Genomic DNA, 24,423 nt, shown 5'->3' with positions numbered 1-24,423 from the left:
ATATTAAAAAATCTTTATTAGTAAAATTTTACATTATTTGCAAATAAAGTATATTTCACCTGACTAAAGATACGCAGCAATTCCTTTTGTATTTTTGCCCATCCCTTCTTCTTATATTTCTTCATCCTTACTTTACGTTCATCTATTAAATCACTTGAAAGAACTGTCTTCTTCTCTGGATATAACATCATTTCTTGTATACAAATAGCTGGTGACATTTGATAAACGTCACATTGCTTAGTTTGAATAAAATCTCTAAACATTAACTCATCTAGAGGTATTAAATGTTGCTGTTGTATATAAGTGAGATAAGCTTTTGCTCCTTTTAAGGACAAAATATATCCAGCCGTTCCTAAATTTTTACTGGTTAACCGTTTAATTTTACGGTCAGTGTTTTCAATATTAAATGTATCTTTCGCCAATAAAACTTTTTCGGAGAATGCTTCAGTTTTAATAATATGCCAGTTTTCTTGAATCCATGCAGATGTACTAAAAATTGAGAATGCATCTTGACCCAAAAAAATATCATCTTCAAATACTGCAATATATGGAATCTGCTCGTCGACCATCTTTTGCCAAACAGAGACATGGCTCATAAAACATGCCAACTCGCCACCTGTTAAATACTCATCCCCAACATTCAAGTGCATTTTTTCCGCTAAAGGTTTGGCTAAATCTGGTGTCAAAGCATCAAAAAAATCAAAATTTATATTTTGCTTTCCAAATTCCTTACAAATGTGTTCACGACGTGCAGTAGCTGTTTTTAAACTAATAACAATATTTTTCATAACCCAGAATAATCTATTTTGATTTTATTAAATGTTTTAAAGCGAAATAGCGGTCACGCCACATACGTTTTTGCTTTTTAAAACCATACGAAAACGCACGATTTTCTTTTTCTTTACGAGAAATCCCCTGCGTGGCAATTGTACCTAAAATATCACTATCTAAGCCTGCTGGACGAACCAAAGCTGGCCATACGCCTAAACCCTTACCATTTTTACTTAGCCAGGTTTGGAAGAAAATATCTACAGGCATATTAATGGTTCGACCTGCTTGTACAAATTCTTGGGCACCTTGGCGTGACCAAATCAGGCCTAAACCGCGAATAGGAAAATAAAAGGCATGCCATAAACTAATTGTGTTTATATAGGTGATATCTTTAGCAAACTTTTTCTTTTTCGCTGCGATGTTCACTAAATACCAATCTAGATCTTTATGTGTATCTAAATAATCCAATGTGGCTTTTAGTTGCTGATGAAAATTATCATCAATTTTCATATCGTCCTCGAGGACAATTAAATAATCAGCATCAGTAGTTAAGAATTTCTCAGTACAACCATAATGACTTAAATAACAACCTAGCTCAGAATTCATCAAACGACGCCCTAAAAGCTCTTGTGTACCTTGGTCATCATATTGGCTAAATTCAGTCAGTGCTTTACCACGGCCATCAAAAGCAGTGAACCGTTCAAACGGCCATTTCACAGCGTTTAACTGCTGCGTTGCCTGCTCTAGACGCTGATCACTACCATCTAGATTAATTAAATAAGTAACAACTTTCATAATTTACTCTTGATATAGCAGTGACTGTGGTAAGTAATCTTTAAATTTGGCATTTAAAGCATCAATCACTTGCTGTCTCTGCTCTACGGCAAATTGATCTAAACTTTGCACACACCCATAAGGAATATCAGCTTGATGTAATGCTTGCTTAAAAACCTCAATGCCTTCAGCATTTTTCAAATAGGCAATAGGAACATCAGGCAATAAAGTCGCATGCTGATTTTGAATACACAAATGATTACTCAACCCAACAGGGAGCAATTGATAAAAACTACGAAAACGCGGTGAAATTTGTTCAATTAACAGTTGCGGATGTTCTTTAAAAAATGTTGCTAGTACTTGCTGCACCAACACGTGTGGACGATGATGAATCTCAAAATAACGTTCAAGCCCAACCACATCAGCACTCAGCATTTGTGCCATAGTGTATTTGGCTTTCGGAGTTTTATTCAACGTTTTATTGAGCCAATTTCGCCATTTAAACTTCAGCTTTAAAGCTTTGCATGATTGCCAATGACCATAGATTTTTACTTGATCATTTACAATAAAGTCTTCCACATTTGATGGTGCATTAAAGAAAAAATCATCATTTAAGTAAAGAAAATACGGTGAAATATTAGGGATATTCCACAACATCATTTCAATAGATAATGAATTAAACGTCGGTAAATACTGCTGATAACCCGCAAATAAAACCTGATGATCTATGATTTTTATCTGATCTTTTTTGGCAAGCCCTTGTTGCTCAAACTCATCTAACCATAGCGGTTTTTGCTGATCTGTCACTACATAAATATGTCGCACATAAGGTACATATTTTAAAATCGAGGCAATGTTGTAATAAATTTCATTATTACTGGCAAAACGCGTCGCTTCAGTTTTAACATGGCTTTGTCCGAGATAAGACAAGCGCTTTTGCTGAAGTCCGACATCATTATCATCGACCCATGCAATGACAATATCTAAGTGCTGCTGCATATTTAATTTAACACTCAACAAAGAGACTTACTGCCAAGCATCCTTGATCCACTGGGATGGCAACACATAGCGATACCATTTACCACCACCACCATTAATGGCATCAGGTGGATTAATTTCCCCATGGAAAATAATAATTTTTACGCCCTCAGGCTTTACTGGCGGCTTGAAATAAGCCATCGGAATTTTTTGTAGGCAATGGTATTTATAGCTCTTACACCAGCTATCTGGCCAATAGCTAAGTTTCTTCTCCTGATCCACATACCAAGATAGATAAGCCTGCTCATTACGGAATTTTTGACGGATTTCATCAAAGTGTTCACGGAAATATGGTAAAAGGCCTGGTAAAGCTCCAAGCTTAAAGCGATAAACTGAACTATTCCCCGTAATACGCCATGGTCGTTTCCAGTCATGGATAATCAGAAACTCACCCGGATGTGTAAAGAATTCATCGATATTATCGACAATCACCACATCCAGATCTAAAAATAAAGCATTTCCTTTTAAACCATAGAGATCCGGTTCAAAGGTAGAGAGCTTATTCCAGCCACGTTCTGGCGCCCCTTCTGGCAAAGCCAATGGTGGAATAGGAAAGCATTGCACATTTGGATCAATCCCTTCAGTACGGTCAGTTAAACACACCATTTGAAAATCAACGGTTGTGTGTCGCTTCACCATATTGTAAAGACGATTGACATATTCAGACCCATATTTTGTGCCCCATTTCATACAGATCACAATATTTTGTTCAGGTGACTGTTCACTCTGAGTCTTAAGGTCATTTTGCTTTGCGTTCATGCACCCATCATCCACCTATGCAATATCAGTATCATACCATTACTGGTACTGACTGAGCCTATTGCTTTTCATTTCTGCACAGTTTACCGCAAATCTCATAAAGAAATATAATCTTCATTTTTTCATCACAAGAATTGAATATTTTTCCAGCAACTTATATCAAAATAAAGTTCATATTTGAATGATAAGTATAGAGCAACACTAATTTTAGTTGTTCGTTACGCTTATTCGTTTATTTTTATAGTGAATATATAACTTTCCAAAATATGAGAGTCGTCATTTTTTCTGCAATTTATTGGCTTCTCTACCTAACAACCTAATAGTTTAATATTTTGAGAAAGAGTCACTAAAATAAAAAAAGGACTCAAATGAGTCCTTTTTTATTTGCTAATTCACTTATTTTACATAAGTTAACCAGTGTGCATATTTAGGGTCTTTACCCTGAACCGCATCAAAGTAGGCTTTCTGGATTTGAGTCGTAATTGGACCACGTACCCCTTCACCAATTTGACGGTCATCATATTCACGGATTGGTGTGACTTCAGCTGCAGTACCAGTAAAGAATGCTTCATCTGCGATATAGAATTCGTCACGAGTAATACGGCGTTCTACCACTTCATAACCAAGATCTTTAGCAATGGTAATAATCGATTGACGTGTAATACCGTCTAATGCGCCACCAGCGATGTCTGGAGTATGAATTACGCCATCACGTACCAGGAATACGTTTTCGCCTGAACCTTGGCATACATAGCCTTGCGGATCAAGCAGCATTGCTTCGTCATAACCAGAATGTGCCACTTCTTGGTGAGCAAGAATCGATAATGTGTAGTTACCAGATGCTTTGGCTTTACACATAGTCACGTTTGGATGATGGTGTGTGAATGATGAAGTTTTTACACGAATACCTTTCGCCATCGCATCATCACCAAGGTAAGCACCCCAGCTCCACGCTGCAACTACAGCATGAATAGTATTGTCAGTAGCAGCAATACCTAATTTTTCAGAGCCAATAAAAATAATTGGACGTAAATAGCAAGATGCCAATTTATTTTCACGAACCACATCAATTTGAGCTTGTTCTAATGTTGCATGATCAAATGGAACTTTCATTTGATAAATTTTTGCAGAATTGAGCAAACGTTTGGTGTGTTCTTTCAGACGGAAAATAGCCGTTCCATTCGGGGTTTCATAAGCACGGACACCTTCAAACACACCCATGCTGTAATGCAAAGTATGTGTTAATACGTGAGTTTTCGCCTCACGCCAGTCTACTAGTTGTCCATCTTGCCAAATGAAACCATCACGATCAGCCAAATTCATGCCACAAACTCCAATTTTTCACAATTATTCACTATCCAGTGCAAATACTGCACTTGGATCAATCAGTCTTTGCCATAACTTGCAAACGGTCTTTCGGGTATCGTGCCAGTCGCTTGCAGACACTTGCATGGATTGATTTGCAAGGGCTAAGCGATGGCTCTCGGCGCGTTCACGGAGATAAGCCTGAATCAGAGCAGTCGCATCGTCGCTGGATAAGCAACCTGATTTTGCGGCATCCTCAAGGATTCTTACATTGTCGGAGTAATGGGCGAGATCTTTATTCGTCCCACTCCAAGCTAACACCGCATACTGTGCCATAAATTCGATATCAACGATACCACCTGCATCTTGTTTTAAATGAAAAATCCCATCTTTTTTTTGCTCTTTGGAAGAACCCAGATGATCTTTCATTTTCTGACGCATTTTCAGAACTTCACTACGTACATGACAGATATCGCGTTTCTGGGTAAGAATTTTACAGCGTAGTGCTTCAAATGTCTCTCTCAGGCTATTTTCTCCGGCAATGGAACGTGCGCGTACCAAGGCTTGATGCTCCCATAGCCATGCATTTTTCAACTGATATTGCTCAAATGCTTTCAGGCTAGTGACCAGCAGCCCTGCTTCTCCAGAAGGACGTAGACGGGTATCGACTTCATAGACACGTCCATCCAGTGTTTGTGTGGTCATGAGCGACATAAACTTCTGTGCCACACGCATGGCAAACTCAAAACCGCTAATCGGCTTGAGACCGTCCGTATCTGCCTGCTCACCCATATAATGAATGAAGACCAGATCCAGATCCGAACCATAACCCAACTCAATGCCACCGACTTTGCCATAGCCAATGACGGCAAAAGCCGTATGTTCTATTGAGCAGCGCTGCCCTTCTGCATCCAACGGAAAACCATGTCGTTTAGCCACAATCTGATAAGCCAGATGCAGCGCAGCATTCACTGAGACTTCTGCAATATCCGTTAAGGCATCCGAGACTTTCATTAAAGGACTTTCTGCCAACACATCACTGGCAGCTACCGCAAGGACATTGGATTTTTTAAACAGGCGCAGCACCCGCATCTGATCTTCAACCTGATCAATTTCGATTCTGAGCAATTGCTGACGCAGGCTATCTTCCAGATCCTGCCGCTTAGGCAATTCAAAATCCATCGACAGGAACTCATCCAGCAATACCGGATAATGAGTAAGCTCCTCACAGATCCAGGGGCTGACAGTCGCCATCTTGACCAAACGCTGTAAAGCGCCTTTACTTTCAATCAGCATCACCAGATATACCGTACGACGCATGACCGATTCAACCAATGGCATCAGGCGGACCAGTGCAACTTGCGGTTTATCTGATTCCAGAATCGCCTCTATCAGATAAGGCCAAAATGTTTTTAAACGTTGAATGGCTTTGGCTGGCAGTTTTTTTAAGGCATGTCCATGCCAGAATTCATGTACCAGATTTTTCGCATGATCATCTAAAACTTCATTCAGCTGTTGTTCGAGTTGAGAAAAACTTTTGCCTTGAGGCTCTGGTCCATTTTCCTTGATCAAGTGCTCAAACTGGTAAATCACTTTAGCGCGTTTTTGATCCAGCACTTCCATAAAGGCGGACCAGTCTGAAAAGCCCAAAGTATCCACAATACGTTGACGTAAATCTGGCTCAGTCGGCAAACATTGGGTTTGTTGATCATGCAGCGCCTGAATAGCATGCTCTACCCGACGAAGGAATAAATAGGCATCTTCGAGGTCAGTCACCGCCTGTTCATCCAGCAGTTCAGCCTCATCCAGATGATTCAGGCTGACCAGACATTGCCGGTCTTGCAGCTCTAACTTGGCTCCGCCATAAATCAGCTGAAAAACCTGCACGATAAATTCAACTTCACGAATCCCGCCTGCGCCAAGCTTGATATCATCTTCAATATTACGGCGCTGTACTTCACGCTCAATCATCGCCTTCATTTCGCGCATGGCTTCAAAAGCGCTGTAATCGACATATTTACGGAATACAAAAGGACGGGTCATATCCAGCAGTTCATCACCTTCTGGACTCGGATTGACGATGCGGGCTTTGATCCAAGCATAGCGTTCCCATTCACGCCCATGCTGGCTAAGATATTTTTCTAGTGCGGCATGACTGATGGCCAGAGCAGAACCATCACCCCAAGGTCGCAGACGCATATCAACACGGAATACAAAACCTTCAGCAGTGATATGGTCTAGCAGATAGATTAACTTTTGCCCCCATAGAATGCAGAACTGCTGAACATCAATGCATTTGCGCCCATCCGTTTCACCCTGTTCATCAAAGGCAAAAATCAGGTCAATATCACTGGAAAGGTTGAGTTCCTGAGCGCCCAGCTTGCCCATTGCAATAATAATGAGATCCTGAACTTTACCGTTATAGCCAATTGGCTGGCCATATTTGGCGACTAGAGGAATACGGGCAAACTCTTTGGCAGCACAGATACAGGCATCAGCGAAATCAGACAGCTCGCGGGTCAGTGTGATGACATCGGTGAGTTGATTGGCATCCTGCCAGATCCAGCGGAACATCAGGCGAGCACGCAGAATACGTAAACTACGCATCCACATGGTTTCATCGCTGATATTTAATAGATTGGAATAGATTAAGTCTTGAATCTGTTCAGTGCCGAGTGATCCCTGAAACTGATCAATTGCATAATCCTGATTCAATAGATCTTGATGATTGGCCAATACCTGTTCTGCATACTGACTGGCTCTTAAGGTTTTCTGCAATTGTACCGCATCCATCACTCGGTGATTCCCTCAAAACTTTTATTTAGTTATAGCAGGAGTTCAGGCCGAGTGGGAACGGTTTTAATAGAAATTTATGATTTTCAGGACTTTTCAGTATGCAGGTCTTCAAGTACCAATGCCTGATGATCATTGGTCACTTTAGGTAAATGCACAGTAAAGGTGGTTCCAGCGCCTTCTTTAGAATCTACGACAATCTGTCCATGGTTCAGGTCTACAAAACGCTTACACAGTACCAGACCCAGACCTGCGCCTTTCTCATTGTCTGTGCCTTTTAAGCTCACTGTGAGATTAGGTCTAAACAGATTTTCCATTTGCTCTTCAGTCATACCGAGACCAGTATCCTGAACAGTAATCTTGACTTGCTCACCTTCCATTTCAGCAGCCAGAATCACCTGGCCACCCTGATCAACTGGAGTAAATTTCAGCGCATTCGATACCAGGTTCTGCAAGACCGAAGTAATCATATTGATATCAGCATGCACCTTAATATCTTCAGGAACCTGGTCAATCAGCTCAATATTCTTTTTCAACGCCAGACTTTTCAGTACATCACAGACAATTTTAGTAGACTGTTTTAATTCATAGTTAATCGGATGATAAACGAAACGTCCACCCTCGGCCATCGCCCAGGTCAACAGACTTTCTAACAAGTTATACGTCGATTGAGCCGTATCATATAAATAATCAGAAATACTCTGGATACTGGATTCATCCAGAGTGTCACGTTCCTGTGCCAGCACTTCCGAGAAGCCTAACAGACCATGGAAAGGTGCACGCAGGTCATGAGCAATAATTTGGAAGAATTTGATTTTACTGAAGTTTTGTGCACATTGCTGTTCGTATAACTCTTTCAGCTGTGTATGTTCCTCATTCAGTTTAACTCGTTTTACTAAAGATTCAGCAAATTGCTGGACGATAATAATAGCTTCCTGATCAAATACTTCAGTCTGATCGTCAAAGAAAACCACCTGCCCCAAAGACTGTCCTTGGGCTGATTTCAAATTGAATGCTACGAGCCGCTGATGGACTACGCCAAGGCTGTTCACATGATCTGATAGTTCTACATATGCAGGATGATTTTGATCGATCACATCCATTTCTTGTAGATATTTAGGGATGTCCACATTCTGTGGTACGTGCAAACCGCGAAAACCGAGCGGACAGCTGTACCAGATATAGGGTTCCATATGGAATCCGATGATACAGGTCTTAACGCCGAGTACTTTACGGGCGACCTTACAGAAGGTGTCTAATAAATTGTCAGAGGTATAGACACCTAAAATGAGAGATATACGGCACGAGCTTAACTGCTCCGTATTCTGACCGATCTCTAGCAGTTTTAGTTCCATGTCTGCCTCTCTGGATGTTATGGAATATAGAATAAAAATTACAACCGACTAAATTAATACAATCAATAACAAAGATTCTATATTTAATCAACGTTAAAATCTCATTTATCGACCAAAGGATTTGTTAACTTATTTCTCTAAAGATACATTGATAGCTTCAATACCTTGATATTTAAATATTAAGAATTACTTGAGAAAATATTCCTCTTATAAAAAATTACATATAATTATTTGAAATTCCTGAATTCATTTCAAATTGTTTCAATATCATCTGAGTTCTGAAATCTGAGGAAGATAAAAACAGCTCATTTTTCTTCTGATCTTTAGGTAAATAAAAGCTTTTGAATTTTCAAATATATAGAAAATACTTATTGTCACCTTCTGAAAAAATAGATCGCCAATAATATTAATTTGCCCTAAATTTATTTCTATTTTTTAAATATTCTTAATAATCATAAAATATTGAGTGATTTAAATAGTTTATTTATGCACTAAAACCAATTTTTTACGTAATCAAAAATATTAAAAGTTTACATTTTTTTACAGTTAACAATGACTTATAGGAACATTCTTGAATTTCCATGGAAAATAAAAATTAATTAGAGTGAATAAAAAAGCGACAAAATGTCGCTTTTCTTTAATTCAGTTTACAATCAGTTATCTGAAATCAGGGCAACTTGCTGCACATAGTTAAACAGCTTTTGCTTTGAGGCTGCCACTTCTTCTTCCGGTGCCTGATTTTTTAGATCACGATGCACACGTAAATAATGCTGACGTAAGGTATGACGCTCTGTCGCATTATAGGTTTTGGTAAATTCATTAATTGCAGGATCACCATCTTTCACGATACGGTCAACCCAACGCTGCAATTGTGCTGTCTTTTTCAAACCCTGTTTCGGAGTCAGATAAGACAGAATCACGGTTTCATTTTCATTACGAAGTAATTTACCAATACGTGAAAATTGACGACGGCGTGCTTCATGTGAACTGATTTGCTGGACATCCAGCAAAGCTTCAATCAGACGTTCTTCAACGGGTAAATTTTTAATTTGTTTCGCACTCAGTTCTGCTAACTGTGCGCCTAAAGCAGCCATACGCTGAACTGCTTTTTTCTGTTCGGTTTTACTTGCGCGTCCCTCTAAAGATTCAAAGTCTTCTTCAGTTAAACTGCTCGGTCGACGTGCCACGATTAATCTGCCTCATAAAATTTTGCCGCAAACAGTGCCTGAATTTCAGATAAGGCCTTTTCCTCATCTGCACCTTCAATCACTAAGCGTAAAGTTGTTCCTTTGCCCGCACCAAGCATCAGCAAGGACATAATATTTTTGGCATCAACCAATTTGTCCGACTTGCCAATCTGGATACTGGAACGAAATTTGGTGGTAACTTCAATGAGTTTACCTGATGCACGCGCATGTAAACCTAGTTTATTAATTACGTCAACAGTCGTATCAATCATGACCAGTGCTTCATTTCTCGGTGGAGGACTTGAATAGACCATTTTGCCTCAAGCGCTTTTTTTAGTCTATCCACAATATAAACAGAACGATGCTGGCCGCCAGTACAACCAATCGAGATGGTCATATAATGACGATGACCCTCAGCAAAGGTCGGCAGCCATTTGTCTAAAAAATGATAAATATCCTGGAACATGTCTTCGACCTGATCACTTTTTTCCAGGAATTCCTGTACCGGCTGATCCAGGCCTGAATATTTACGCAGTTCCAGTTCCCAATGCGGATTCGGCAAATGACGGACGTCGAAAACATAGTCAGCATCTAAAGGAATGCCATGCTTATAGCCAAAAGATTGCAGAATCACAATCAGGTTATCAGTCTGCCCTAGCTTGTACAATAAGGTATGTTTCAGATCATGTACGCTTTTATCAGTGGTATCGATATGCACTGTAGAACGCAGCTGGATCGGCATCAGCAGGACTTTTTCTTCCTGAATACACTGATGCAGACTCTTGAAACGGGCAGCCAAAGGATGCGGACGGCGTGACGCACTAAAACGGGCAATCAGCTCCTGATCCTGCGTAGTCAGATAGATGACATCTACCGTACCATGCTGTTGCAACTGTTCAAACACATGGTCGAATTCCTGCAAATCTGCACGGGTACTACGAACATCCACCCCAAGCGCTAACTGTTCCAGATTATTTTCACAATCCAGCTTTGCCACAATTTCAGGAAGTAAGGCCAAAGGCAGATTATCAATACAGTAATAACCCAAGTCTTCAAGTACCTGCAATGCAGAAGATTTACCTGAGCCAGATTGTCCTGTCACAATTAAAATGCGCTTCATGCCTTACGATCCTTTTACTTATCCAGCTGCGTATTTGATCTGCAGATTATCAATCAGACGAGTTTTTCCTAATTTTGCCGCGATTAAAATCACGACATCCTGATTAAACTCATCAATTTTTTGCAATTCCGGTGTACGGGCTTCTACATAGTCCACTACCAGACCTGCATCTGTCAAAGTTTGACGGATACCTGCCAGTGCTTCCTCCAAAGTTTTACCTGCATGTAACTGCTGCTCAGCAGTTTTCAGACTCTGGAAAATGACTGGTGCTGTTGCACGTTCCTGCTCGCTTAGATAGCCATTACGCGAACTAAGTGCCAGACCATCTTCAGCACGAGCAATCGGCACACCAATCACTTCCAGTGGAATATTCAGGTCTTGAACAAACTGACGAATCACAGCCAGTTGCTGATAATCTTTCTGACCAAAGAAAGCATAGTTAGGCTGAACAATATTAAATAATTTGGTCACCACGACCGCTACACCATCAAAATGACCTGGACGCTGTAAGCCACATAGATCATTGGTGATACCAGATACACTGATATTGGTCAGACGTGGCTTGTTACCATACATCTGCTCTACAGTTGGGGCAAAGACAATGTCACAACCCACATCTGCCAGTAACTGCTGATCCTGCTCTAAAGTACGTGGATAATTATCAAAATCCTCATTAGGTCCGAACTGGATCGGATTAACGAAAATACTCACAACAACGACATCACACAGTTTACGCGCCTCACGCACCAGATTCAGATGCCCCTGATGCAGGTTGCCCATGGTCGGGACAAAACCAATAATTTTACGCGCAGAACGTGCAGGATTGAGCGAAGCAGATAATCCTTGGATGGTTGTTTCTGTTTTCATGTTACAACTCGACTTGGAATGTTTGTTCAGGTGCTGGGAATGAACCATCTAAAACAGCCGCATGATAGGCTTTAAATGCATCCAGAATTGCAGTCGCACCAGACTGTTCTTTCATAAAGTTACGTACAAATTTCGCGGTATGGCCAAAGGTTAGACCAAGCATGTCTTGAACGACCAATACCTGGCCATCAGTGGCTGCCCCTGCTCCAATACCAATCACTGGAATATGTGGGAAAAGTTCAGTAATTTCCTGACCCAATTGTGCAGGCACGCATTCCAGCAACAGCACTGCTGCACCGGCTTCAACCACTGCCTTACAGTCAGCAATCAGTTGATCGGCCGCTTCACGGGTACGGGCCTGTAGCTTATAGCCACCAAAGACATGCACCGACTGCGGTGTGAGACCCAAGTGAACACAGACTGGGATCCCGTTACGGGTTAGAACCTGAACGGTTTCCGCCAACCAGGCACCACCTTCCATCTTGACCATTTGTGCACCGGCCTGCATCACCGTTTTTGAGCTTTGTAATGCATCATTCAGAGTGGCATAACTCATAAATGGCAGATCAGTCATAATCAGTGCATGCTGATTGCCACGGCGTACCGCTGCGGTATGGTAAGCCATATCTTCTACAGTCACAGGCAAGGTTGAATCACGACCTTGAATCGACATACCCAAAGAGTCGCCTATCAGAATACTGTCAACTTCAGCAATTTCCATGGCTTTGGCCATACTGGCGTCATAGCAAGTCAGGCAAGAAAATTTGCGTCCTTCCGCTTTATATCGTCTTAAATCACTGAGACTGATCATGAAGATGTTCCTCTATTATTGAAGTTCTCTCGAACATGCCAATAATTAAAAATTAAATATTTGCCCAATTCGTGCGGTCAAAAACCGTTAAGGTTGATTGCTTGACGATGTCCAGGTCTTTTAATGTGTTTCCATTCAGCTGCAAGTTGGCATCAATATCCAGTAATGGCACCAATACAAAGTCACGTTCCAGCACGCCCACATGCGGTACGGTTAACCGTTCATTTTGAATCTGTTCATCACCATAAATAAGCAGATCCAGATCCAAGGTACGTTCACCCCAATGACGTAGACGCACACGCCCAGCCTCCTGTTCAAAGGCTTGCAGACGATCCAGCAGATCCAGCGGTGCCAGATCCGTAATTAACTGTACGACAGCATTAAAATAATTCGGCTGATCTTGTGGCCCCATGGGTGGGCTTTGGTACAAGTGTGAGGTTTTTACCTGCCCCAAACTTGCCAGCTTTTGCACGGCTTCAGCCAGAATCTGGCGTGAATCGCCCAGGTTACTTCCTAAACCGATATAGGTCACTGTCATTGTGTAGGCCCAAAAATAACCTGGCTTAAATCACGCTGCACCCGTTTACGCTTGGTAATTGGATGGTCTGCACCAATGTCACCGCTGGCACTGGCCGCCACATGAGAAATCGGTTTGCTACGCTCATTCTCAAATTTGGCTTTACGCGCACGACGGCTACGTGGTTCCGGCTCATTCACCAGAGGTTCAATCTCGGTTGCTACATCTTGTGCAGCCAGGCGCTGTTCCAGATGTTCTTCCTGAGAAGCCTTACGACGGCTCTTGGCACGCTGACGATTATATTGAGCAATGGCACGCTCTTTTTCATCGCTGCCCATTTGCTGATAGGCTTCCCACCAGCTTCCCATACCTTGTGCAGTTTCATCGCCTGATTTTTCACGCAGCAACAAAAAGTCAAAGCCGGCACGGAAACGTGCATGACCTGATAATGCTTCAATCTGTTGCGGTTTTGGATTGAGCAAGCGGGTTTGCATTTCCCAGACTTCACGAATGAAAGTTTCCGCAAAGCGTGGAATCACAGTACGGGTAGCCTGACGTTTCAGTACATCCAGTCCTGCTTGCGCACGTGCTTCCGCAGGCACTACCCCTTTAGACAGATAAAAATCACAGCGCTCCAGGAACGGTTGCCACAACAATACCGCATAGAAGAAAGCCGGGTTGATGGTCTTACCAATTGAAATACGCTGATCGGTATTTTTTGCTGCCAGTTCAATAAATGCAGTAATGTTTGGCTTGATATCGGCAAACAGCTGACGCCAGATGCCAAAATCGATCAGCATTGGCAACACACGATTCAAATGTCCTATAGTAAACAGCTTTTGCGATTCATCATAGAGACGGTGTGGAGACACATCACGTAGAAGCTGGGTCATTTCCGGAGTGAAAATATCCAGAATGGCTTTATCAATACTGAAATTGAGTTTGGCTGCAAAACGTAAAGTTCGCAGCATCCGGACCGGATCTTCCTCAAATCTTAGAGTCGGATCACCCAGTAAACGCAGCGTTTTGTGTTTAATATCATCTACTGCATTGCAAAAATCCAGCACGATACCTTTGCGTGGCTGGTAATACATGGCATTGATCGAAAAATCTCGACGAGCAAAATCCTGCTCAATGGTGCCCCAGTTATTATCGCGCAGGATCATCCCTGCTGCAGAGGTCACCGCTTTTTTAGGAGGCGCACGGAAAGTTGCCACTTCAACCAGTTCACGGCCCGAATAGACATGCGCCAGCTCGAAACGTCGTCCGATAATCCGACAACGCCGTCCGAACACTTCTTTAACCTGAGCTGGTGTAGCATTGGTCACTGCATCGAAATCTTTGGGATTTAAACCCAGCATCAGATCCCGGACACCACCACCTACGATATAAGCTTCATAGCCTGCCTTGGTTAAGGCATCAATCACATCGAGAATATAAGAAGGTAATTGAGCGGTTGATAAACCACATTTTGACGCGCGCAAAGTTTGCAAAAGACGCTGTCTCCTACGTCTGAACGTAAAATTCTAAGATGACGCTAATCATATCGCTTACACCGCTAAAGGGCAATTTGATTATGTCATTCTCATGGTTCAGATGGATGGCTTATTTACAATAAATTCAGCAGGGTTACAAAGCCAGTTTATCCTTGTTTTTGGCAAATAAGGCCGGCCCGATGCCTTTGATCTGTTGAATATCTTCAATTGTTTTAAATTTACCGTTTTTCTGCCGGTATTCAATGATCGCTTCCGCTTTCTTCTGCCCGATGCCATTTAACTGCTGTAACTGCTCAATACTGGCCTGATTCAGACTGATTTTATCAGCAGCTGAAGAGGCGGATAATGCAGGTTTAGCCAGATAATGATTGTTTTCAGAAACGGGGGTAGCAGCAGCAATTTTCTTCTTCAGGCGTGCATCATGCTGCTGCTGACGTACTTTCCATTCTGCATAATCGGTTGCAGTTGCATGTACTGTTCCAATTGAAGTATAGGCCAGCCAAATGCCTAGCAGGACAGTATTAATCCATGCTGGACCTATGCGATGTTGTACTTTGTTCATGAGCGGCTCTTTGTTTTAATTCTAATTTGGCCTGTTCCCAGAGCTGATCCAATTCAGCCAATGACAGGCTTTCCAGATTGAGTTGCTGTTGTTCTGCCCGATCTTCCATCAGGGCAAAGCGAGTCCGGAATTTATGGATCGTGCCCAATAATGCCATCTCGCTTGAGACACCAAGTTTACGACCAACATTCACCAGTGAAAATAAGCAGTCTCCAAATTCTTCGAGTATTTCATCGGAATTTTGTCCAGCAACGGCTTCTTTGAGTTCAGCCAGTTCTTCTTCCAGCTTGCCATAGGCACCCGCGACATCTGGAAAGTCAAAGCCGATTTTGGCGACATTTTTCTGGATCTCATCCGCCTGTTGCAGTGCAGGTGCATGCTTGGTCTCATCCAAACGTGAACGTGGCTTACCCTGTTTTTCTTTCTGCTTGATTTCTTTCCAGAGTACCGAGACATCTTCAGGACTCAGCTGTGCAAACTGTTCAGCCTGAAATACATGCGGATGACGACGAATCAGCTTATCCGTAATCGCCTGAACTACATCGTGAAAATCAAAAGCGCCCTGCTCGCTATACATTTGTGACTGAAATACGACCTGTAACAGCAAATCACCCAGTTCATCCCGCACCTCATCAGCTTGGCCAGAGCGCACTGCTGCTTCAACTTCATAGGCTTCCTCAATCGCATATTTGGTTAAAGATTCGGGAGTCTGTTGCTGATCCCATGGACATTTTTCACGTAACTCACGCATGACTTGGAGTAATTGTTCCACCGTAAAACCTCTTCTTTACCAAATAGCCGCATTATTTTGCCTGTCTCTTGCTATGCTCAAGAAAAAAAGACAATAAGGAGATCAAGCACATGCACAGTATATTGATTAGTGGTGCAGCACAAGGAATTGGTGCCGCGACAGCCAGGCTATTTTACCAGCAAGGTTATAAAGTCGGAATTTATGATATTAATCTTGAACAGGCAGAACAATTGGCCCAGCAACTCGGTGAACATGCCAAAGCTGGCTTTCTGGATGTAACCGATTATGCATCATGGGAAACTACTCTATCTGAATTCGCATCTTGGGCCGGTGAAATCAATATTCTGGTAAATAATGCCGGGATTTTATATTCCGGTCCTTTTGAAGAAACGAATATTACTAATCACCATCGCACCCTTGACGTGAATATTAAAGGCGTCCTGAATGGCTGTCATGCTGCTTTACCCTACTTAAAGCAGGCTTCCTTTGCCCGGGTCATTAACCTGTCTTCAGCATCGGCGATTTATGGCCAAGCGGATCTGGCTTCCTATGCAACCAGCAAATTTGCGGTTCGTGGTTTGACTGAAGGACTAGATATCGAATGGCAAAAATATGGCATTCGGGTATTTGATGTGATGCCGCTTTTTGTTAGCACTGCAATGGTGAAAGATATGCAGGCCGAAAGTATCAAAAAAATGGGCGTGCATCTAAAAGCTGAGGATGTAGCGCAGGATATTTTCAAACTGGCACAGCTAAAAGATTCAATTTGGCAAGTGACCCATCATCCAGTCGGATTCAAGAGTAAGTTTTTATTTCACTTATCTCGAATGAGTCCACAGTTCGTTAACCGGCTGAGTAATTTAATGATTGCCAAACAATAAGAAATATTTTGGGCTTACTCTACTTTTAAACAGCTTGATGAATCTGAATCGTTGGAAATCTTAGGCCTTTACAGGAATGCTCGCTTTGCCAGGCCACAGTGAGCATGCAACCCGCTAAGATATAGTTTTGATAGGCATAAATTCCAATTTCTGGATGTTCACAACGTCCTCCATCCTGATGTGGATGAATCTGGGTATTCAGCTCATTCAGGTTTATCCGGATTCCAAGGCCTGACGCTTTTAGGACCGCCTCTTTGGTGGTCCAGACTTTAAACCAGTATTCAGGATCGTAATCTAATGCCTGCCACTGTTTCAGCTCTTCAGGATGAAAAGCGTGTTGGGCTAGGGCTTCAAAACGTACATTTCGATTAAGTTCTTCGATATCGATCCCCAAATTCTGAATACTTTTGCTTGTTGCTAATGCATAGAAGTTTTGGCTATGGGTATGATTAAAACCAAAGTCTGGATGGGCTGGAAAATAAGGCTTGCCGTATTCGGTTGTAGTAAAGTCCTGCTGGTCAATAACACAACCTAAATGTGCAGCTAGCAACTGATTACGATAGTTATAAATTAATTGTTTACGCTGCTGAATATAGGTTTTCCGATCTAAGTCTTGTAAATGTCTAAGTCGTGGTGCCAGCGCGATCCAATCAATATGAATAATAGACTTCAAAAATAGTCGCCCTTATAAAAAATGTTACTTTTAAGGCCTTCAGTATAAATCAACCTGATTGCCTCTCTGACAAACTATAGGTAATATCTTAAAATATATTTTAATAAAACTTAAATAAAACAATAAAATATACTGTAAATCAAAATAAATAATTGAGCTTTCAAGCTATTTTTAATCGAATAAAAAATAGTTACAATCCAACTACAATTTTATACATAGAAAAACAGAGGGTCATATGTTTAAGCGAATCATACTCAGTACGACAATTGCTGCACTATCATTTTCAACACAAGCTGGCTCTTGGCTAGAAGCTGCTACTGCAGTTATGGGAGCTAGAAACGGCGCAATCATGGATCAGGCTGAAGCAAATATGGAGCGTAGCCGCGCACAGGCGAATGCTGCTGTTGCACGTGCAGACCGTGCTTATGCTTCTAATTATAATAATGCTTCAAATCAAAATAACGGTGTCTACTCAACAACATACTTAAAAGGATTAGATTGTACGGATTTGGCAGTAGAAGCGCGCAGTTTTGAACGTACCTTAGAAGCAAGTCAAAATGCACTCAACCAGGCGAATGCTCAAGCCAATAATCCTGTTTCTAAATTAGCAGGTATTGCAAGTGGTGCGCTATCTGCTTTTGCAGGTCAATCACAAACAGTTGCGCGCGCAACTGAAATTACCAATGCTTTTACTGGCAATAATAATCAAAATAATATTGCCGCGTCTCAAGCCGATGCTGACGTAGCTTTAGCTAATCTTGAAAATATCCGTATTTATCAAAAAGCAAAAAAATGCTCAATCTAAAAAATGAATAAATAAAAAAGCCTGCTTTCGCAGGCTTTTTTATTTAACTATGGCAATTAACCACGTTTAAATTTTTTCTCGGCTTTCTTGAATTTCTGTACATAACGACGGCGACGCGCAGCAGTACGTTCATCCAGCTGTGACTTGCGACCTTCAAATGGGTTTTCTGAGGTTTTAAATTCAATTTTTACTGGTGTACCTTCAAGCTTGTACACTTTACGGAATACATTTTCCAAGTAACGGCGATAATCTGCAGGTGTCTTATCTACCTTATTACCATGAACCACGATAGTCGGTGGATTCTGTCCGCCCATATGCGCATAACGCATCTTGATGCGACGACCTTGTACAGTAGGTGGTTGGTGCGCTTCAGTGGCATCATTTAGAATCTGGGTTAGCTTCGCTGGTGATACTTTCAGATGTGAAGAATCATAAGCACGGTGAATCGATGGATACATCTCACCGACCCCTGTACCATGTAGCGCAGAAATCAGGTGGATTTTCGCCCAAGGAATAAAGTCAAAACGACGCTCTACATCGAGCTTACATTGTTTACGATCATATTCGGACATGTTGTCCCATTTATTGATCGCAATCACCATGGCACGGCCAGCTTCCAGTGCATAACCGATCAGGTGTAAGTCCTGCTCTACAATCCCTTCACGCGCATCAACAACAACAACTACTACGTGCGCATCTTTCATCGCCTGTAAGGTTTTCACAATTGAGAATTTCTCAATCATTTCATCAACCTTACCTTTACGGCGTACCCCAGCGGTATCAATCAGGGTGTATTGACGACCATCACGCTCAAAAGGAATATAGATTGAGTCACGCGTCGTTCCTGGCTGGTCAAACGCTACAACACGCTCTTCACCCAATAGACGGTTTACTAGTGTCGATTTACCTACGTTTGGACGACCAATAATTGCAAGACGTAGACCAGTATTCTTGTCATGTTCTTCTGGACTTTCATCTTCAGGCACATCTTCAAGTACTTCTTCCAGCATTTGCTGTACGCCACGGCCGTGGCTAGCAGCCACTTGCATAGGCTCGCCCATACCGAGTTTATAAAACTCGACCAGAGCAGCTTCAGCATGTACGCCATCAACTTTGTTAGCTACAAGGAAAACTTTCTTGCCCAAAGTACGCAGTTCACGAGCGATCTGTTCATCAGATGCCAGTAGTCCGGCACGTGCATCGACCACAAAAATGATCATGTCGGCTTCATGGATCGCAGTTTTAGACTGCTCAGCCATGTAGGAGTCAATACCGCCTTCATTTTCACCGATACCACCAGTATCCACGACAATGAAAGATTTGTTTTGATAGATCGCATCACCATATTTACGGTCGCGTGTCAGACCAGCAAAGTCTGCCACCAATGCGTCACGGCTCTTGGTTATCTGGTTAAACAGAGTTGATTTTCCGACGTTCGGACGACCAATGAGCGCAATTACGGGTTTCATAGATTAACCTTTATTCAATATCAGGCTGTCTAAAAATGGCCTGAACATCAGAAAGTTTTGGAAGAAAAAGGGAATAGGATTAAAGCCTAAAATAAATAAAAACACGGGGCATTGAACATTCAATCACCCCGCGTAAAAAATACGGTTGGCTTATTTTAGCATAAGCCAAACAAAAATTAACGATTCTGCCAGATGCTTAATGCACCCTTGCGTGTAGAAACATAGAGCTGGTTGTCAATTACACGTAAATGACGCACTTCACCAGAAGTTTTAGCACGGCCAATAATCTGCCCTGTTGATGGATTCAGCAGGTGCAATACTCCGTCCAGATCACCTACGACAAGCTCAGTTCCGAGCATTACCGGATTGCTCAGCTGACGATTCAACAACTGATCATTTTCCCATAAAGGCTGACCAGTGGTAATTTCATAAGCACTGATTTTACCATCAGTTTGGGCAACGAAGACGCCATTGCCCACCACTTCCGGACGCTGGATACTGCTGGCATCTTCGCTCCAGATCACCTGTTGTGAAGCCAGATCAAATACAGTCACCTGACCTTGATAGCTGGTGGTCACAATAAACTGACCTGCTACGACAGGATCACCGTCAATATCGATCAAACGCTGAATGTCCGAACGACCATCCGAGATTGCAACACGGCGCTGCAATTTAGGCACACCACTTAAGGCATCGATTGCATAAATATAAGCATTTGAAGTCGCAATCAATACATTACGCACATCTAAAGGCACCGGAGCCGCCATGCCACGCAGGCTAAACTGGACATTCGGTAAATCATAGGTCCAGACCTGAGCGCCTGAAGCTACTTCGTGGGCATATACAGTACCGTCATTGGTAACAGTAATTACGCGACCTGCATGAATCAGTGAAGGCGCCAAGATGGCACCAGTCAATTGTGCAGTCCAGCGTTGTTCGCCAGTCTGCTGATCCAGTGCAATCAATTGGCCTTTGTTACTGCCAACCACCACGATCCCATCAGCGGCTTCAACGCCAGAGCTTAAAGTATCTTTGCTGACTTTTTTCTGCCACAGGCGCTGCTTGCCACTAAAAGCAGTGACTTCACCCTTAGGGTCGATCGCAAATACGACTCCGTTATCCGCATCCAGACGTAAACGTAGCGGATCAGCCTTCTCTGTTGAAGAAACACTGGTCGAAAATACAGGAACAAGTGTTTTAGTCTGACTGATTTTTGGAAGTGGATTCGGTTTTACTTCTGGTACTTTATTGGTCTTACCCGCACAGCCAGCGAGTGCAAGAGTTAAAACAGTTAAAGCACAGGTGATTTTATATGTTCTGTTCATTCAGCTTCTTCCACTTGTGTTTCTATAATTGGGCGTTCGATTTCCGGGTCATCGACCAACACGCCTACGCTTTCGAGCTTAATTTGTAAAATTTGACGTTCTTCTTTACGTTCAATCAAAGCATCCCATGCACTTTGATATACTTTTTTGGCATTTTCAATATCATTTTTGGCAACATAGATATCGCCACGTGCTTCATCGGCGGTTGCTTTAAATGCAGGTTCAGTCACTGCATCCAAAGTTTTCAGGGCTGCATCATATTTTTTCTGTGCTAATTGTGCATAAGCCAGACGCAATTTAACGACCTGAACCAGGCCTTTATCATCAACTTTAGAGTTTTCAACTTTTTGTAATGCTTTCTCAGCAGCAGCGTAATCCTGCTTGTCATAAGCCAGTTTCGCCATGACCAACTGGGTTTGAATCGCTTGAGCTGAATCTGGCGCTTCTTTGACAATCTTGTCTGCAGTTTCAGATAGCTTGGCAAAAGCATCACCATCTGCAGCCTGTGCTTCATCCATCAGTTGCTGAACCTTGGCAGTCTGCATTTGCGATTCCGCCAGGTTTTTCTTCTGCCAATATTCCCATCCGAAAAAGGCAATCAGCGCAACCAGAATCCCGATAATGATCGAAGAACCATACTTCTTCGTGAAGGATTTTAAACTTTCAAGTTGTTCATCATCAGTCATTGCGCTCATGCGATTACCTTTTTCCTAATGTTTTATCGATTATTTTGAAGAAATTTTAGTACTGAAAAATGCGACAAAGTCTGCAAATGGCACAGTAGATTGCTCTGCAGTCGCCAGCTCTTTCACCGTAAAGCTTTGTGCTTCAAGTTCACGCTCACCGATAATGGCCGCATATAAAGCACCGGCTTGATCGGCTTTTTTCATTTGCGACTTCATTGAACCTTGTGAGCCGACTTTCAGACGAATATTACTGCCTGCAGCTTCCAATTGATCACGAATCTGTTCGGCCAATACCAGTGCTTTACCTTGAGAAGCAGGATCGGCAACCAGGAATACTTCGCAATCACGTACTGGCGTATTATCTTCAACCTGTTCCAGTAGAAGCAATAAACGCTCCATCCCCATCGCGAAACCAACCGCAGGCACAGATTGATCTGCCCTGCCTTTCAATTGACCGACCAAGCCGTCATAACGACCACCGGCACACACAGTACCTTGCGAACCTAAATGAGTCGTAGTCCATTCAAATACGGTTTTGTTGTAGTAGTCCAGACCACGTACCAGTTTCTGATTGATGACAAAGCTGATACCGGCATCTGACAAATACTGTTGTAACTGGTTAAAGTGCGCCAGTGTTTCTTCACCCATAAAGTCGTGAAGTTTTGGTGCATTTTCTAGGATACTTTGAGTTTTGGCATCTTTGGAATCCAGAATACGCAGCGGATTAGTCGTCAGACGGCGCTGAGAATCTTCATCCAGATCCGCTTTATGCGCTTGCAGGAACTCTACCAGTGCCGCACGATACGCCGCACGTTCATCAGACTCGCCCAATGTATTCAGTTCGAGTTGAACTTTGTCAGCCACGCCCATACGTTTCCAAAGACGTGCTGTCATCAGAATCAATTCTGCATCTTGATCAGGCGTTGCCACACCAAATGTTTCCACGCCAAACTGGTGGAACTGACGATAACGGCCTTTTTGCGGTTTTTCATAACGGAACATCGGTCCGATATACCAGACTTTCGGGGTCGCACCACGAAGCAGGTTATGTTCCAGCATCGCACGTACACAGCCCGCTGTTCCTTCAGGACGTAAAGTCAGAGACTCAGGCGGATTACCTTTGTCTAGGAAGGTGTACATTTCTTTTTCAACGATATCTGTGGCATCACCAATCGAACGTTTAAACAGATTAGTCTGTTCAACTATCGGCAAACGGATCTGTTGATAGCCATAGGCATCCATCAGACCTGACAGATGCTGTTCAAGACGTCTCCAAGCTGGGGTTTGCGTTGGGAGAATGTCATTAAAACCTTTGATTGCGACGATTGAACTCATGATCTACTCAGAAAAACTTGTGCGAATAATTTCTTTTGATTTGGCTTCTTCAAGCTCGGAAACACGTTGACGAACCATTGATTCGATTTCATCAACCAGTTGATTGGTATCGATTAAATGGCTCTTTTCACCATTACGATACACCAGTGAGCGCGGACTTGCACCTACTACACCAATATCGGCTTCTTTGGCTTCACCCGGACCATTCACTTTACAGCCAATCACAGACACATCCATCGGAACACGGACATCTTCCAGACGTTCTTCCAGGGTCTGCATCACTTTAATCACGTTAAATTCCTGACGTGAACAGCTTGGGCAGGCAATAAAGTTAATTCCGTTAGAACGAAGACCCAGCGATTTCAGGATATCAAAACCAATCTTGATTTCTTCTTCAGGCTCGGCTGCCAGAGAAATACGCATGGTATCGCCAATGCCTTCCATCAGCAGACCGCCCAAAGCAATCGCTGATTTTACTGAACCGGTACGATACACACCCGCTTCCGTCACACCCAAGTGCAATGGATTATCAATCTGTTTAGACAGCAGACGATAGGCATCCATCGTCAAAAACACGTTTGATGCTTTGACCGATACTTTAAATTCATGGAAATTCAGACGATCCAGAATGTCGATATGACGCATCGCAGATTCCAGCAATGCTTCACCTGTTGGCTCGCCATATTTCTTTTGAATATCTTTTTCCAGTGAACCGGCATTCACGCCAATACGCATGGAAATGTCGTTATGACGTGCAGCCGCCACGACTTCACGAATCTTGGCTTCTGAACCGATATTACCCGGGTTAATACGCAAACAGTCTGCACCCAGATCAGCAACAGCCAGCGCAATCTTATAGTCGAAGTGAATATCTGCAACCAGTGGTACGTCGACTTGCTTACGGATTTCACCAAATGCAGCCGCTGCCTCCATACTTGGGACAGAGACACGCATGATATCCGCACCTGCATCTACACAACGCTGAATTTGTGCAACAGTTGCTGCGACATCGCAGGTTTCAGTATTGGTCATTGACTGAACAGTGATCGGTGCATCACCACCGACATAGACAGAACCGACACGGATTTTACGTGTTGGACGGCGCTGAATTGGATTTACGATCATGATTTCGCCCTATCTGCT

24 protein-coding genes are annotated in these 24,423 nt (G+C 42.6%); 2 read left to right on the top strand and 22 right to left on the bottom strand.

The genetic code is table 11. The features are described from left to right. Positions 1 to 17 precede the first annotated feature (17 nt). The 16 genes from FTU01_RS03385 to mazG all read right to left on the bottom strand — a co-directional run bounded on the left by FTU01_RS03385 (position 18) and on the right by mazG (position 16,127). Complete coding sequence (locus tag FTU01_RS03385; protein WP_180025138.1) at positions 18 to 788, bottom strand: glycosyltransferase family 25 protein; 771 nt, start codon at positions 786 to 788, stop codon at positions 18 to 20. Between the two features lie 13 nt (positions 789 to 801). Further along, the gene (locus tag FTU01_RS03380) at positions 802 to 1,566 is read right to left on the bottom strand and encodes a glycosyltransferase family 25 protein (RefSeq protein WP_180138134.1); all 765 of its coding nucleotides are present in this window, start codon (positions 1,564 to 1,566) and stop codon (positions 802 to 804) included. Between the two features lie 3 nt (positions 1,567 to 1,569). After that, positions 1,570 to 2,544 carry a capsular polysaccharide biosynthesis protein gene (locus tag FTU01_RS03375; RefSeq protein ID WP_180138132.1) on the bottom strand — a complete coding sequence of 325 codons (975 nt, stop codon included), beginning with the start codon at positions 2,542 to 2,544 and terminating at the stop codon, positions 1,570 to 1,572. A gap of 27 nt (positions 2,545 to 2,571) precedes the next feature. Beyond that, positions 2,572 to 3,342: a glycosyltransferase gene (locus tag FTU01_RS03370; protein WP_180138130.1), complete on the bottom strand. Its 771-nt coding sequence runs from the start codon at positions 3,340 to 3,342 to the stop codon at positions 2,572 to 2,574. 396 nt (positions 3,343 to 3,738) lie between these two features. Next, positions 3,739 to 4,665 (bottom strand): branched-chain amino acid transaminase, encoded by a 927-nt coding sequence (locus tag FTU01_RS03365; protein ID WP_180002350.1) that lies wholly within the window; start codon positions 4,663 to 4,665, stop codon positions 3,739 to 3,741. Between the two features lie 24 nt (positions 4,666 to 4,689). Continuing rightward, the gene (gene glnE, locus FTU01_RS03360) at positions 4,690 to 7,440 is read right to left on the bottom strand and encodes a bifunctional [glutamate--ammonia ligase]-adenylyl-L-tyrosine phosphorylase/[glutamate--ammonia-ligase] adenylyltransferase (RefSeq protein WP_180031545.1); all 2,751 of its coding nucleotides are present in this window, start codon (positions 7,438 to 7,440) and stop codon (positions 4,690 to 4,692) included. 86 nt (positions 7,441 to 7,526) lie between these two features. Further along, positions 7,527 to 8,795 (bottom strand): HAMP domain-containing sensor histidine kinase, encoded by a 1,269-nt coding sequence (locus FTU01_RS03355; protein WP_180138128.1) that lies wholly within the window; start codon positions 8,793 to 8,795, stop codon positions 7,527 to 7,529. A 653-nt stretch (positions 8,796 to 9,448) separates the two neighbouring features. Beyond that, entirely contained in the window at positions 9,449 to 9,982 is a 534-nt protein-coding gene (yjgA, locus tag FTU01_RS03350) for a ribosome biogenesis factor YjgA (protein WP_005232100.1), read from the bottom strand. Between the two features lie 2 nt (positions 9,983 to 9,984). Further along, complete coding sequence (locus tag FTU01_RS03345; RefSeq protein WP_034169914.1) at positions 9,985 to 10,254, bottom strand: HPr family phosphocarrier protein; 270 nt, start codon at positions 10,252 to 10,254, stop codon at positions 9,985 to 9,987. Beyond that, complete coding sequence (rapZ, locus tag FTU01_RS03340; RefSeq protein WP_004782131.1) at positions 10,251 to 11,102, bottom strand: RNase adapter RapZ; 852 nt, start codon at positions 11,100 to 11,102, stop codon at positions 10,251 to 10,253. The genes FTU01_RS03345 and rapZ overlap by 4 nt, the downstream gene beginning before the upstream one ends. Before the next feature lie 18 nt (positions 11,103 to 11,120). Then, a complete protein-coding gene (gene panC / locus FTU01_RS03335; protein ID WP_005232104.1) occupies positions 11,121 to 11,969 on the bottom strand; it encodes a pantoate--beta-alanine ligase in 849 nt (282 codons plus the stop codon). 1 nt (position 11,970) lies between these two features. Further along, positions 11,971 to 12,780 (bottom strand): 3-methyl-2-oxobutanoate hydroxymethyltransferase, encoded by an 810-nt coding sequence (panB, locus tag FTU01_RS03330; protein WP_004782128.1) that lies wholly within the window; start codon positions 12,778 to 12,780, stop codon positions 11,971 to 11,973. A 52-nt stretch (positions 12,781 to 12,832) separates the two neighbouring features. Continuing rightward, positions 12,833 to 13,318, bottom strand: coding sequence for a 2-amino-4-hydroxy-6-hydroxymethyldihydropteridine diphosphokinase (gene folK / locus FTU01_RS03325; RefSeq protein WP_179992366.1), 486 nt, complete (start codon positions 13,316 to 13,318; stop codon positions 12,833 to 12,835). Beyond that, positions 13,315 to 14,790, bottom strand: coding sequence for a polynucleotide adenylyltransferase PcnB (gene pcnB, locus FTU01_RS03320; protein WP_180138126.1), 1,476 nt, complete (start codon positions 14,788 to 14,790; stop codon positions 13,315 to 13,317). Before pcnB ends, folK begins: the two co-directional genes overlap by 4 nt. A gap of 136 nt (positions 14,791 to 14,926) precedes the next feature. Next, positions 14,927 to 15,355, bottom strand: a complete 429-nt coding sequence (locus FTU01_RS03315; RefSeq protein ID WP_180002355.1) for a ComEA family DNA-binding protein — start codon at positions 15,353 to 15,355, stop codon at positions 14,927 to 14,929. Beyond that, positions 15,315 to 16,127 (bottom strand): nucleoside triphosphate pyrophosphohydrolase, encoded by an 813-nt coding sequence (gene mazG, locus FTU01_RS03310; RefSeq protein ID WP_180002356.1) that lies wholly within the window; start codon positions 16,125 to 16,127, stop codon positions 15,315 to 15,317. Before mazG ends, FTU01_RS03315 begins: the two co-directional genes overlap by 41 nt. 89 nt (positions 16,128 to 16,216) lie before the next feature. Here mazG and FTU01_RS03305 point away from each other — a divergent pair, with 89 nt between their 5' ends. Further along, positions 16,217 to 16,987: an SDR family oxidoreductase gene (locus FTU01_RS03305; RefSeq protein WP_180033786.1), complete on the top strand. Its 771-nt coding sequence runs from the start codon at positions 16,217 to 16,219 to the stop codon at positions 16,985 to 16,987. Positions 16,988 to 17,012: 25 nt separating this feature from the next. Here FTU01_RS03305 and FTU01_RS03300 read toward each other — a convergent pair whose 3' ends face one another. Continuing rightward, positions 17,013 to 17,633 (bottom strand): 4'-phosphopantetheinyl transferase superfamily protein, encoded by a 621-nt coding sequence (locus FTU01_RS03300; RefSeq protein WP_180138169.1) that lies wholly within the window; start codon positions 17,631 to 17,633, stop codon positions 17,013 to 17,015. Positions 17,634 to 17,895: 262 nt separating this feature from the next. Between FTU01_RS03300 and FTU01_RS03295 the strand changes: the two genes are divergently transcribed. Then, entirely contained in the window at positions 17,896 to 18,465 is a 570-nt protein-coding gene (locus tag FTU01_RS03295) for a hypothetical protein (RefSeq protein ID WP_180138125.1), read from the top strand. 56 nt (positions 18,466 to 18,521) lie between these two features. Here the strand turns inward: FTU01_RS03295 and der are convergent, their stop codons facing one another. The 5 genes from der to ispG all read right to left on the bottom strand — a co-directional run bounded on the left by der (position 18,522) and on the right by ispG (position 24,405). Continuing rightward, positions 18,522 to 19,934, bottom strand: coding sequence for a ribosome biogenesis GTPase Der (gene der, locus FTU01_RS03290; RefSeq protein WP_166139054.1), 1,413 nt, complete (start codon positions 19,932 to 19,934; stop codon positions 18,522 to 18,524). Between the two features lie 176 nt (positions 19,935 to 20,110). Continuing rightward, positions 20,111 to 21,259: an outer membrane protein assembly factor BamB gene (gene bamB / locus FTU01_RS03285; protein ID WP_180138122.1), complete on the bottom strand. Its 1,149-nt coding sequence runs from the start codon at positions 21,257 to 21,259 to the stop codon at positions 20,111 to 20,113. Continuing rightward, positions 21,256 to 21,954 (bottom strand): tetratricopeptide repeat protein, encoded by a 699-nt coding sequence (locus FTU01_RS03280; protein ID WP_005232125.1) that lies wholly within the window; start codon positions 21,952 to 21,954, stop codon positions 21,256 to 21,258. The genes bamB and FTU01_RS03280 overlap by 4 nt, the downstream gene beginning before the upstream one ends. A 30-nt stretch (positions 21,955 to 21,984) precedes the next feature. Then, positions 21,985 to 23,280, bottom strand: coding sequence for a histidine--tRNA ligase (gene hisS, locus FTU01_RS03275; protein ID WP_180138120.1), 1,296 nt, complete (start codon positions 23,278 to 23,280; stop codon positions 21,985 to 21,987). A gap of 3 nt (positions 23,281 to 23,283) precedes the next feature. Then, entirely contained in the window at positions 23,284 to 24,405 is a 1,122-nt protein-coding gene (gene ispG, locus FTU01_RS03270; protein WP_004782104.1) for a flavodoxin-dependent (E)-4-hydroxy-3-methylbut-2-enyl-diphosphate synthase, read from the bottom strand. Between the last annotated feature and the right edge of the window lie 18 nt (positions 24,406 to 24,423).

Origin of the sequence: Acinetobacter sp. YH12043 (assembly GCF_013419915.1) — a bacterium.
In the GTDB taxonomy this organism is placed as follows: Bacteria; Pseudomonadota; Gammaproteobacteria; order Pseudomonadales; family Moraxellaceae; genus Acinetobacter.
This window is presented reverse-complemented; position numbering and strand designations above follow the sequence as displayed.